The organism is Agromyces sp. LHK192 (assembly GCF_004006235.1).
Lineage (GTDB): Bacteria > Actinomycetota > Actinomycetes > Actinomycetales > Microbacteriaceae > Agromyces.
The window spans coordinates 1,511,766-1,523,943 of sequence record NZ_CP034753.1 but is presented as its reverse complement, the minus strand read 5'-3'; the positions used below and the strand labels follow the sequence as shown (position 1 = coordinate 1,523,943).

At 72.3% G+C, this 12,178-nt stretch carries 8 protein-coding genes and 1 pseudogene; all 9 read right to left on the bottom strand.

Translation table 11 applies throughout. From position 1 onward, the window contains the following. Positions 1 to 68: 68 nt before the first annotated feature. The gene (locus tag ELQ40_RS06730; RefSeq protein WP_127792994.1) at positions 69 to 1,055 is read right to left on the bottom strand and encodes a hypothetical protein; all 987 of its coding nucleotides are present in this window, start codon (positions 1,053 to 1,055) and stop codon (positions 69 to 71) included. Between the two features lie 251 nt (positions 1,056 to 1,306). Continuing rightward, positions 1,307 to 2,386, bottom strand: a complete 1,080-nt coding sequence (gene prfA, locus ELQ40_RS06725; RefSeq protein WP_127792993.1) for a peptide chain release factor 1 — start codon at positions 2,384 to 2,386, stop codon at positions 1,307 to 1,309. Between the two features lie 4 nt (positions 2,387 to 2,390). Continuing rightward, positions 2,391 to 4,435: pseudogene (gene rho, locus ELQ40_RS06720) on the bottom strand (transcription termination factor Rho). 299 nt (positions 4,436 to 4,734) lie between these two features. After that, positions 4,735 to 5,703 carry a homoserine kinase gene (thrB, locus tag ELQ40_RS06715; RefSeq protein WP_127792992.1) on the bottom strand — a complete coding sequence of 323 codons (969 nt, stop codon included), beginning with the start codon at positions 5,701 to 5,703 and terminating at the stop codon, positions 4,735 to 4,737. Further along, the gene (thrC, locus tag ELQ40_RS06710; protein ID WP_127792991.1) at positions 5,700 to 6,797 is read right to left on the bottom strand and encodes a threonine synthase; all 1,098 of its coding nucleotides are present in this window, start codon (positions 6,795 to 6,797) and stop codon (positions 5,700 to 5,702) included. The genes thrB and thrC overlap by 4 nt, the downstream gene beginning before the upstream one ends. Continuing rightward, complete coding sequence (locus ELQ40_RS06705; RefSeq protein ID WP_127792990.1) at positions 6,794 to 8,101, bottom strand: homoserine dehydrogenase; 1,308 nt, start codon at positions 8,099 to 8,101, stop codon at positions 6,794 to 6,796. Before ELQ40_RS06705 ends, thrC begins: the two co-directional genes overlap by 4 nt. After that, positions 8,098 to 9,546, bottom strand: coding sequence for a diaminopimelate decarboxylase (gene lysA / locus ELQ40_RS06700; RefSeq protein ID WP_205649445.1), 1,449 nt, complete (start codon positions 9,544 to 9,546; stop codon positions 8,098 to 8,100). Before lysA ends, ELQ40_RS06705 begins: the two co-directional genes overlap by 4 nt. Positions 9,547 to 9,732: 186 nt before the next feature. Then, positions 9,733 to 10,476 carry a DUF2993 domain-containing protein gene (locus tag ELQ40_RS06695; RefSeq protein WP_127792988.1) on the bottom strand — a complete coding sequence of 248 codons (744 nt, stop codon included), beginning with the start codon at positions 10,474 to 10,476 and terminating at the stop codon, positions 9,733 to 9,735. 2 nt (positions 10,477 to 10,478) lie between these two features. After that, the gene (locus ELQ40_RS06690; protein ID WP_127792987.1) at positions 10,479 to 12,152 is read right to left on the bottom strand and encodes an arginine--tRNA ligase; all 1,674 of its coding nucleotides are present in this window, start codon (positions 12,150 to 12,152) and stop codon (positions 10,479 to 10,481) included. Between the last annotated feature and the right edge of the window lie 26 nt (positions 12,153 to 12,178).

Genomic DNA, 12,178 nt, shown 5'->3' with positions numbered 1-12,178 from the left:
CGGGCGTGCGCCGCGCGGCGCTTGCGCTGCACCGTACCGTTGCGCCAGATCGTCGCCTCCGCGCCCGTTCAACCGGCGCGTGAGGCGCGAAGTGGCGCAATGGCGTGAGCCCTCCCGCCCTCGGTGCGCACGCCGGCGCGCGCGAGGATGTCGCGAAGCGGCGTGCCCTCCCAGGCATCGCGCCAACCCCATCGTGCGCACCGCCACTGCGTCACCGCCCGAATCTCGTCCTCGCGCAGCTTCTCCTCGCGCACGACGCGGGCCGCGTTCGAATCCGCTGTGTACTTGACCGCGCCGTCGGCCTCGCCCCAGACCCCGAGCTCCGGCCAGGCGAAGTCGAGGTGGACGACCCGACCGAGCCGAGGGAGGGCGAGTGCGACCTGCCGTTGCGGCTCGGGGATGCCGAGCTCCTCGAATCGGAACCGGCTCAACGTCTCGATCGGCGTCTCGGCGTCGGTGACCGCGCGATCGATCACGGCGCGGACCGCGCGGCTCGACGGGAACGGGAGCCGCGTCTCATAGGCGGTGCGCAGCTCCTCGGGGGTGGAGCGCGGCCGGTCGACGCCGTAACGAGGAATCTGGAGCGCGGCGTCGGCCATCACCAGCGCCGTGAGGAGCGGCATCCGCTTCGCCACGTCGATCACGGCGTCGACGACCCCGACGATGGCGCGACCCTCGACCTCGGTGAGCGTTTCCAAGCCGGTGCGGGCGATCTCCACGACGCCGTTGCGGCGACGACCCGACGTGCCTCCGGCGAGCAGGAAGATCTCGTGCGGCACACCTCCGACGACCGGCAGGCCATGGAGCACCGCAGCCGTGAAGCCCGCGAACACCGGCGCGCGCCGCTGCAATCCGGCGGCGATCGCGCGGTCGCGATGGCGCTCGAGCGGCGTGGCGCGCTCCGAGCGCGCCCGATCGACGTACACGCCTCGGCGCACGGCGACGAGCCCGGCGTGTCGTCGTTGCGTGTCGAGCGTGCCTTGGCGGCCCGACGCACGCACGTCCTTCGCCAGAACGAATCCATCGGGGTTCACCGGGAGCAGCGGATGCGACATCCGAACAGCATCGACGGAGTCCTCGCCGGCGGGGCTGCGCCACGCGAATCCGTGGACGGACCCGGTCATCGACGCCGGTGCAGGACCGCCGCTCAGTGCCGTGGATTGCACCGGGTCCACGCCAGTTGGTCAGCCGTGCGCCATGCAATGCGGCGCGGAGGGCGCAAACAGGCGCGGCGCGCCGGGTGCGCGGCGCGCCGGGTGTGCGGCGGGGAGCACCGGGCACCGGCGCCATCGAGCGCCGAGCGTGCTCAGCCCTGGTCGCCGAGATCGGCCAGGCGCGCCTCCTCGTCGGCGCGGACGGCCGACTCGATGACGGGCTCGAGCGCGCCGTCCATGACCTGGTCGAGGTTGTACGCCTTGTAGCCCGTGCGGTGGTCGGCGATGCGGTTCTCGGGGAAGTTGTAGGTGCGGATCCGCTCCGAGCGGTCCATCGATCGGATCTGCGTCTTCCGTGCGTCGGATGCCGCGGCGGCGAGCTCCTCCTGCTGCCTGGCGAGCAGCCGCGCCCGGAGCACGCGCATCGCGGCCTCGCGGTTCTGCAGCTGCGACTTCTCGTTCTGCATCGACACGACGATGCCCGTCGGCACGTGCGTGATGCGCACGGCGGAGTCGGTCGTGTTGACCGACTGGCCCCCGGGCCCGCTCGACCGGTAGACGTCGATCTTGAGGTCGTTCTGGTTGATGTCGACCTCTTCGGGCTCGTCGACCTCGGGGAAGACGAGCACGCCGGTGGTGGACGTGTGGATGCGACCCTGCGTCTCCGTCACGGGGACGCGCTGGACGCGGTGCACGCCGCCCTCGTACTTGAGGTGCGCCCAGACGCCCTGCGACGGGTCGGACGCGTTCGACTTGATCGCGACCTGCACGTTCTTGTAGCCGCCGAGGTCGGATTCGTCGCGCTCGAGGAGCTCGGTCTTCCAGCCCTTCGACTGGGCGTACTGGATGTACATCCGCAGGAGGTCGGCCGCGAAGAGGGCGCTCTCGGCGCCCCCCTCGCCGCCCTTGATCTCCATGATCACGTCGCGTCCGTCGTCGGGATCGCGCGGGATGAGCAGGCGCCGCAGCTTCTCCTGCGCATCCGCGAGCGCCGCCTCGAGGGCCGGCACCTCCTCGGCGAAGGCGTCGTCCTCCTTCGCGAGTTCACGGGCCGCGTCGAGGTCGTCCTGCGCCTGCGTCCAGGTGCCGTTCGCCGCGACGATGCGCGAGAGCTCGGCGTACCGGCGGTTCGCCTTCTTCGCGCGCGCGGGGTCGGCGTGGAGCGCCGGGTCGGCGAGCTCCTGCTGGAGCTCGCCGTGCTCGGCGATCAGCGCCTGGACGGAGTCGAACATCGACTCAGCGGTGGTCGGACTCGTGCGCGTGGCCGTTGCCGCCCACCGGAGCCGACTTCTGCATGAGCAGGAGGAACTCGGTGTTCGACTGCGACTCGCGAAGTCGGCCGAGGACGGCCTCCAGCGCCTGCTGCGGCTCGAGCCCGGCGAGGGCGCGGCGCAGCTTCCACGTGATCTTGACCTCGTCGGGCGAGAGCAGCATCTCCTCGCGGCGCGTGGACGACGCGTTCACGTCGACGGCCGGGAAGATGCGCTTGTCGGCGAGCTGGCGCGAGAGGCGCAGCTCGGAGTTGCCGGTGCCCTTGAACTCCTCGAAGATGACCTCGTCCATCTTCGACCCGGTCTCGACGAGCGCCGTGGCGAGAATGGTGAGCGAGCCGCCGTTCTCGATGTTGCGCGCTGCGCCGAAGAACCGCTTCGGCGGGTAGAGCGCCGACGCGTCGACGCCGCCCGAGAGGATGCGACCGGATGCCGGTGCCGCGAGGTTGTACGCACGGCCGAGACGGGTGATCGAGTCGAGGAGCACGACCACGTCGTGGCCGAGCTCGACGAGCCGCTTGGCGCGCTCGATCGCGAGCTCCGCGACCGTGGTGTGGTCCTCGGCGGGACGGTCGAACGTCGAGGCGATGACCTCGCCCTTGACCGTGCGCTGCATGTCGGTGACCTCTTCGGGGCGCTCGTCGACGAGCACGACCATGAGGTGGACCTCAGGGTTGTTGATCGCGATCGCGTTCGCGATCTGCTGCAGCACGATCGTCTTGCCGGCCTTCGGCGGCGCCACGATGAGGCCGCGCTGGCCCTTGCCGATCGGCGCGACGAGGTCGATGATCCGCTGGGTGAGCTTCGTCGGCTCGGTCTCGAGCCGCAGGCGCTCCTGCGGGTACAGCGGCGTCAGCTTCTGGAAGTCGACGCGGGCGGCGGCCTCCTCGCCGGTCTGGCCGTTGACCGAGTCGACCCGGACGAGCGCGTTGTACTTCTGGCGGCTGTTCTGCTCGCCGTCGCGCGGCTGCTTGATGGCGCCGACGACCGCGTCGCCCTTGCGCAGGTGGTACTTCTTCACCTGGCCGAGGGAGACGTAGACGTCGCTCGGGCCGGGGAGGTAGCCGCTCGTGCGCACGAACGCGTAGTTGTCGAGGACGTCGAGGATGCCCGCGATCGGGATCAGCACGTCGTCGTCGAGGATCTCGGGCTCGACCTCGTCGCCGCCGCCCTGGCCGCGGCGCTTGCGGTCGCGGTACCGGCTGCGCCGACCGCCCTCGCCCTCGCCCTGCTGGGCGTCGCGCTGCTGCTGGTTCTGGTTCTGCTGACGGCCCTGCTGGCCCTTGTCGGCGGGCTCCTTGGCGTCGCCGCGCTGCTCGTCGGCCTTCTGGTCGCCCTTGGCGTCGCCCTTCTGGTCGCCCTGGCGCGAACCGTCGGCCTCGCCCTTCTGGGCGTCGCCGCGATCGGCGTTGCGGTCGCCGCCGCGTCGGCCGCGGTTGCGGCTGCGACCCTGGCGGGGCTGCTGCTCGGCCGCGGGGGCCTCGCCCTCCGCGGGCTCGGCGGCCTCGTCGGAATCGGCGGCGCGCGCTCGTCCGCCGGTCGCCGCAGCGAGCTCCTCGCGAACCGCGGCACGGGCCGCCTCGCGGGCTGCGTCGTCGGTCGCGTCGGCAGGCACGAGCGAGACGCCCGACCCGCCGCCGTTCACGTGGCCGGCCGCGGCGGTCGCGCTGGTCGCGCGGCGCGGCTGGCGTCCGCGGCGCGCCTGCTGGGCGGCGGGCTGCTCGATCGCGGGCTCGGATGCCTCGGGCTCAGATGCCTCGGGCGCCGCCGCTGCGGGCGCCTCGGGGGCCGCCGCTTCGGCCGGCGCGTCGGCGACGGGAGCCTCGGCTGCGGGCGCGTCGGGAGCGGGCGTCTCGGGGCCGGGGCCTCAGTCTCGGCGGGCGCATCCGCGGCCTGCGCCGCATCGGCCTGCGCCGTGGAGATCAGCTCGACGAGCTCGCCCTTGCGGCGCTTGGAAGCGCCGGAGATGCCGAGGGTGTTCGCGAGCTCGACGAGCTCGGCCACCTTCATGGAGCTGAGGCGCGCAGGGGTGACGACGCCGTCGATGGCTTCGGGAGTGTTGGTCACTGGGGTGTGGTCCTTTCCCCCGGCTGGGCAGAACACCCGCTGGGAGACCTGGTCGCCACGCGGAACGGGAGGATGCGCACGGAGGCGCTGGCCCGCGCGAGGCGAGAGCAAGATTGCTGGGAAGTGCACGATGCGACTGGAAACGCCTTCGATGCGTTCACCGCCGGGTGCCCTGCCAGCCTACCACCAGGCATCCGGTTCGTCGGAATCGCGACGCGCCGTCTGTGGACGGCGCCGGCGATTCAGGCGTCCGCCGGCACGACGGTCGCGCCCTTGAAGTCGACGGCGAGCGCGAGCGCCTGCCACGCGGTGTCCGCGGCATCCTCTGCGACCCGGATCGCGTCGGGGCGCTCGCTCGGATCGCTCGCGAGCACCAGGATCGACGGCCCGGCGCCCGATACGACGGCGGGATGCCCCGCCGTCCGCAGCGCCTTGATGAGCCGATCGGTCTCGGGCATCGCCTCGGCGCGGTACGACTGGTGCAGCTTGTCCTCCGTCGCCTGGAGCAGCAGCTCGGGGCTCTGGATGAGCGCCGCCACGAGCAGGGCCGACCGCGAGACGTTGAACACCGCGTCCTCGTGCGGGACCTGTGCGGGCTGCAGCGAACGGGCGAGCGCCGTCGACATCTCGTGCTCGGGCACGAGGACGAGCGGCGACACCCCGCGGTGCACGATGAGCTTCTTGTGCCGCGGGCCCTCGGGCGTCGTCCAGGCGATCGTGAGGCCGCCGAACAGTGCCGGCGCGACGTTGTCGGGGTGGCCCTCGAGCTCGGTCGCGATCTCCAGCAGGTCGTCGGCGGAGAACGCCTCGACGCCCTCCAGCAGGCCCGCCGCCGCCATGACGCCGGCGACGATCGCGGCACCGGACGACCCGAGGCCGCGGCCGTGCGGGATCGAGTTGCGCGCGACGAGGCGGATCGGCGGCAGCACGAGTCCGCGCTTGGCGAACGTGTGCGCCATGGCGCGCACGACGAGGTGGCGGTCGTCGAGCGGCACCTCGCCCTCGCCGACGCCGTGGACCTCGATCTCGAGGCCGGAATCGATGACCGTGACGTCGAGTTCGTCGTAGACGGCGAGCGCGAGGCCGAGCGTGTCGAAACCGGGTCCGAGGTTCGCACTGGTCGCGGGGACCTTGACGCGCACCGCACGCCCGACGAGGCCGCCGACCGCGCGCGTCGGCGCCGCCACGGGCGGCGTCGGCGCCGAGCTCATGCCCCGAGCCCGAGGACGTCGGCGATCTGGGCGACGTCGACCGGGACGACCGTGGGCTGCACGTCGGCGCCGTCGGCACCGCGCAGCGCCCACTGGGGGTCCTTGAGCCCGTGCCCGGTGACGGTCAGCACGACCCGCGCGCCGGCGGGCACGGCACCGGCTTCGGCACGCTCGAGCAGTCCGGCGACCGAGATGGCTGACGCGGGCTCCACGAAGATGCCGACCTCGGCCGACAGGATGCGCTGCGCCTCGAGGATCTTCGCGTCCTCGATGGCCCCGAAGTAGCCGTCGGTCTCGTCGCGCGCCTGGAGGGCGAGCTCCCACGAGGCGGGGTTGCCGATCCGGATCGCGCTCGCGATGGTGTCGGGGTCGCGCACGGGCTCGCCGCGCACGATCGGTGCCGAGCCGGCGGCCTGGAAGCCGAGCATCCGAGGCATCCGCGTCGAGTTGCCGGCCGCGAGGTCTTCGCGGTAGCCGCGGGTGTACGCGGTGTAGTTGCCGGCGTTGCCGACGGGGATGAAGTGGAGGTCGGGTGCGTCGCCGAGCACCTCGACGACCTCGAACGCCGCCGTCTTCTGCCCCTCGATCCGGTCGTTGTTGACCGAGTTGACGAGGTGGACGGGATAGTTCGCGGCGAGTTCGCGAGCGATGTCGAGGCAGTCGTCGAAGTTGCCCTGCACCTGGAGCAGCGTCGCGTTGTGCGCGATCGCCTGGCTGAGCTTGCCCATCGCGATCTTGCCCTCGGGCACGAGCACCGCAGCGCCGATGCCGGCGTGCGTCGCGTAGGCGGCGGCCGACGCCGAGGTGTTGCCCGTCGAAGCGCAGATGACGACCTTCGCGCCGTGCTCGACGGCCTTGGTCACGGCCATCGTCATGCCGCGGTCCTTGAAGGAACCGGTCGGGTTCATGCCCTCGAACTTGACCCAGACGTCGGCACCGGTGCGGCTCGACAGCGCGGGTGCCGGCAGCAGCGGCGTGCCGCCCTCGCCGAGGGTCACCACGGGCGTCGCGTCGGTCACGTCGAGCCGGTCGGCGTACTCGCGGATGACTCCACGCCATTGGCGCGAGTTCGGCTTCGGGGTGGGCTGGTTCACACTGCTCCTTCGACTCGGAGGACGGATGCGACGGACACCACGACCGGGCTCTCGGCGAGCGCGGCGACGGTGTCGGCGAGGGCCTGTTCGGTCGCGTGGTGGGTGCCGATCACCAGCGTAGCCGTGCCGCTGTCGGCGACGGCCTGCTGGAGCTGCTCCACGGAGACGCCGTGGTCGGCGAAGACATGCGCGATGGCGGCGAGCACGCCCGGCTCGTCGGAGACCTCGAGCGTGATCGCGTACCGGGTCGTGATGCGACCGATGGGGAGCACGGCGACGTCGGCATGGGTCGACTCGCTCGTCCCCGGGCCGCCGATGACGTGGCGGCGGGCGATCGCGACGAGGTCGCCGAGCACCGCGGAGGCGGTCTGCACGCCCCCCGCGCCGGCGCCGTAGAACATGAGCGGGCCGGCCGCGGAGGCTTCGACGAACACCGCGTTGTTCGCGCCGTGCACGGCCGCGAGGGGGTGCTGGCGGGGCACCAGCGCGGGGTACACGCGGACGGAGACGCCCTCCTCCCCCGATTCGGGATCGGTGAGGCGTTCGCAGATCGCGAGGAGCTTGACGACGTAGCCGGCACGGCGGGCGGACTCGACCTGCGCAGCGGTGACTCCGGTGATGCCCTCGCGGTGCACCGCATCGACCGGCACGCTCGTGTGGAACGCCAGGCTCGCGAGGATCGTCGCCTTCTGGGCGGCGTCGTAGCCGCCGATGTCGGCGGTCGGGTCGGCCTCGGCGTATCCGAGGTCGGTCGCGGTCGCGAGCGCGTCCTCGAGGCTCGCGCCGGTCGTGTCCATCCGGTCGAGGATGTAGTTCGTCGTGCCGTTGACGATGCCGAGGATGCGTTCGATCCGGTCGCCCGCGAGGCTCTCGCGCAACGGCCGGATGATCGGGATGGCGCCGGCGACGGCGGCCTCGTACGACAGTTGCGCGCCGACCTGCTCGGCCGCGGCGAAGAGCTCCGGGCCGTGCGCCGCGAGCAGCGCCTTGTTGCCCGTCACGACGTCGGCGCCCGAGGCGATCGCCTGGAGCACCAGGGTGCGTGCCGGTTCGATGCCGCCCATCAGCTCGATCACGATGTCGGCGCCGAGGATCAGCGCGTCCGCGTCGGTCGTGAGCAGCTCCCGCGGGAGGTCGGCGTCGCGCTTCGCGTCGACGTCGCGCACCGCGATGCCGACGAGCTCGATGCGCGCGCCGATGCGGGCGGTCAGCTCGTCGGCGTGCTCGAGCAGCAACCGGGCGACCTGGGAGCCGACCGAGCCGGCGCCGAGCAGCGCCACGCGGATGGTGCGGTATTCGATCATGCGGTGGTTCCTCCGGTCGCCGTCGCCTGGTCGGATGTCTCGGGGCCCGCAGCCCCGACGCCCGGTGCCGCGATGCCCGCGTCGCGGGCGAGCAGGTCGGCCTCGGTCTCGCCGCGCACGATCACCCGCGCCTCGCCGTCGCGGACGGCCACGACGGCCGGGCGCGGCTGGTGGTTGTAGTTGCTCGCGAGCGACCAGCAGTAGGCGCCGGTGGCGGCGACCGCGACGAGGTCGCCGGGGGCGACGTCGTGGGGCAGCCAGTCGGCGTCGACGACGATGTCGCCCGATTCGCAGTGCTTGCCGGCGACGCGCACGAGCGCGGCCGGGGCATCCGAGGCCCGTGACGCGATGCGCACCGTGTAGGCGGCGCCGTACAGGGCGGTGCGGGCGTTGTCGCTCATGCCGCCGTCGACCGAGACGTAGTGCCGCCAGCCGTCGTCGGTGGGGACCGGCTTGATCGTTCCGACGGTGTACAGCGTGATGCCGGCGGGTCCGACGATCGACCGGCCGGGCTCGAACGCGAGCTTCGGCACCGGTACGTCGTGCACGCGACAGGCGGCCTCGACCGAACGGGCGATGCCGGCCGCGATCCGTTCGATCGGCGCCGGGTCGTCGGCCTCGGTGTACGCGATGCCGAATCCGCCGCCGAGGTTGAGCTCGGGCAGCGGCGCGAGGCGAGCGAGCTCGGCATGGACGGCGAGGAGCCGTTCGGCGGACTCGGCGAACCCGGCCGAGTCGAAGATCTGGGATCCGATGTGGCAGTGCAGGCCGAGGAAGTCGAGCGACGCGTGCGCGCGGATACGGGTGCCGAACTCGACGGCACGCGAGAGCGGGACGCCGAACTTCTGGTCTTCGTGCGCGGTCGCGAGGAACTCGTGCGTGGACGCGTGCACGCCGCTGTTGACGCGGAGCCGGACCCGCTGCACGCGGCCGGCCGCGGCCGCGGCGTGCGCGACCCGTTCGATCTCGATCTCGCTGTCGATGATGATCGCACCGACGCCGGCGGCCACGGCACGCTCGATCTCGGCGACCGACTTGTTGTTGCCGTGGAAGCCGATGCGCGCCGGGTCGGCACCGGCCGCGAGCGCGATGGCGAGCTCGCCGCCCGAGCAGACGTCGACGGAGAGGCCCTCCTCGCCGACCCAACGGACGATCGCCGCGGACAGGAACGCCTTACCGGCGTAGTAGACGGTGGCCTCGGATCCGATCGAACGCGCGGCCTCGTCGAGCGCGGTCCGGAAGCGCGCGGCGCGCTCACGGACCACTCGCTCGTCGAGCACGTACAGCGGCGTGCCGAAGCGCGCGGCGAGCGCCTCGGCGTCGACCCCGCCGACGACGAGGCGGCCGTGTTCGTCCCGCCGGGCGCCTTCCGGCCACACCGCCGGCGCGAGCGCGTTCGGATCCGCAGGGGCGGGTGGAACGACGGACGGGGCGGAGGATGCCACGGGGAGAGACCTCACTGGGACGAAGGGAACGAATCGATCACTCGGGGTTCGGCGAGCGAACCCGGATCGGTTCCTGAAGCCACGGTGTGGAGCCCTTGTGGGGCAGTGCACCCGTGCGAGTCTATCCGCGGCCGGATGCGGCGCCGAATCGGATGACGTGCCGCCGTCATCGCCTCGGCGCCTCGCTCAGTCGCAGCTGCCGCGGGCGGCCAGATGCGCCTCGTCGAGCACGAGTCCGGATGCCTCGAGCCCGATGACGACCGAGCCCGGGGCGACCGCGACGTCCGCGACCTCCACGCCCTCCGGCAGGTACTCCGCGGTGCACACGGTGAACGGGTCGCCGCCCAGGATCCGGTCGGCGATCCCCGACAGGTCGATCGATGCTCCCCCAGCTCCGGCCTCGACCGCGGTCGGTCGCAGCAGGATCCGATCACCGGCCGCCTCGGGCGTCGCGGTCGCCGAGTAGCGGATGGGGAATCCGAGGAACTCGATCTCGCCGTCGTACCCGACGGACCCGTCTCCGAGCGTGAACCCGCCGTCGACGCCCTGCCCGACGGCGAGCGTGTTCAGGGATGCCTCGTCGACGGTGATCGTGCCCGTGATGCGACCGACGGGCTTCGTCTGGTCGAGCGGGACGTCGGTGCCGACGACGTCGACGGCGATCGGCGCGCCGTCGACCGTGAGCTCCCGCGCGTGGAGCTCGACGCGCTCGGCCGTGCCGACGATCGACTGCCACAGCACCGAGAACCCGCCGATCTCGGCGGTGACGTCGCCCGTCACGCCGTCGGGGAGCTGCGCCTCGACGTTCTCGGCGATCCGCTCCTGCGCGGAGGCGCGGACGACGGCGTCGACGATGACCAGCACCGCTGTCACGACCACGACCACCACGACCGCGATGGTCCAGCCGCGTGCTGCCCGCCCGAGCGCCACGGTCACATCCGCTCGGGTGCCGAGACGCCGAGCAGGTCGAGGCCGTTGCGGATCACCTGGCCGGTCGCGTCGTTGAGCCAGAGCCTCGTGCGGTGCAGGTCGGTGATCGCGTCGTCGCCGAGCGGGATCACGCGGCAGTTGTCGTACCAGCGGTGGTAGAGCCCCGCGAGCTCCTCGATGTAGCGGGCGACGCGATGCGGTTCGCGCAGCTCCGCCGACTGGGCGACGATCCGCGGGAACTCCTGCAGCGCACCCAGCAGCGCCGATTCCGTCTCGTGCTCGAGCAGTTCGGGCGCGAAGGCCGACCGGTCGACGCCCGCGGCGAGCGCGTTGCGCGCGACCGCCGACGTGCGCGCGTGGGCGTACTGCACGTAGAAGACGGGGTTGTCGTTGGTCCGTCGACGAAGCTGCTCGGGGTCGATCGCGAGCGGCGAGTCGGCGGGGTAGCGCGCGAGCGTGTACCGCAGCGCGTCGGTCCCGAGCCAGGCCTGGAGGTCGTCGAGCTCGATGATGTTGCCGGCGCGCTTGGACAGCTTCGCGCCGTTCACGCTCACGAGCTGGCCGATGAGCACCTCGATGTCCCGCTCGGGGTCGTCGCCCGCGGCGCCGGCGAGTGCCTTGAGCCGTTGCACGTAGCCGTGGTGGTCGGCCCCCAGAAGGTAGATGGTGTGCTCGAACCCGCGGTCGCGCTTGTCGAGGTAGTACGCCGCGTCGCCGGCGAAATAGGTGTACACGCCGTTGCCGCGGCGGATCACGCGGTCCTTGTCGTCGCCGAAGTCGGTGGTGCGCACCCAGACGGCGTCGTCCCGGTCGAAGACGTGACCCTGGGCTCGCAGCCGGTCGACCGCGGCGTCGATCGGCGAGACGCCCGCGTCGTCGGGTGCGTTGAGCCGGCGTTCGCTGGTCCACACGTCGAAGTGCACGTTGAACCGGTCGAGGGAGGCCTGGATCTCGGCCAGCTGGAGCTCGTACGCGATCTCGCGCGCGGTGTGCAGCGCGACCTCGGGCTCCAGGGCGAGCAGGTTGGGTTCGCGCTCGAGCACGCGCGCGGCGAGGTCGGCGATGTAGCTGCCGGGATAGCCGTTCTCGGGGGTCGGCTCGCCCTTGGCCGAGGCCAGCACGGACGCGCCGAAGTTGTCCATCTGGCTGCCGGCGTCGTTGATGTAGTACTCGTTGGCGACGTCGGCGCCGGCGGCACGGAGCACCCGGCTGATCGCGTCGCCGAGCGCGGCCCAGCGGGTGTGGCCGATGTGCAGCGGGCCGGTGGGGTTCGCGGAGACGAACTCGAGGTTGATGCGCCGGCCGGCCTGGGACTCGCCGCGACCGAACGCCTCGCCGGCCTCGACGATGGTGCGGGCCAGCTCGCCTGCGGCCGCAGCGTCCAGTCGGATGTTGATGAAGCCGGGCCCGGCGACCTCCGCGGTCGCGACGCCGTCGATCTCGGCGAGGCCGGCGGCGAGTTCGGTCGCGACCTCGCGGGGGTTCGTACCGAGCGGCTTCGCGATGCGCAGCGCGATGCTCGAGGCCCAGTCGCCGTGCTCGCGGAGCTTCGGACGCTCGAGCGTCACCTGGCTCGGCGCGAGCTCGAGCTCGACCTCGTCGCCCGCGGCACGGCGTCGCTCCACGAGCGTGGTCACGAGGGCGTGCAGGGCGAGTGCGAGGTCGGCGGGAGTCACCAGCAAATCCTACCCGCGGCGTTGAT

What these genes read in the sequence shown, in the direction of transcription:
- thrB (WP_127792992.1), bottom strand. Translation starts at nt 5,703, where the DNA reads ATGAGCTCGGCGCCGACGCCGCCCGTGGCGGCGCCGACGCGCGCGGTC.
- ELQ40_RS06730 (WP_127792994.1), bottom strand. Translation starts at nt 1,055, where the DNA reads ATGTCGCATCCGCTGCTCCCGGTGAACCCCGATGGATTCGTTCTGGCG.
- ELQ40_RS06705 (WP_127792990.1), bottom strand. Translation starts at nt 8,101, where the DNA reads ATGATCGAATACCGCACCATCCGCGTGGCGCTGCTCGGCGCCGGCTCG.
- prfA (WP_127792993.1), bottom strand. Translation starts at nt 2,386, where the DNA reads ATGTTCGACTCCGTCCAGGCGCTGATCGCCGAGCACGGCGAGCTCCAG.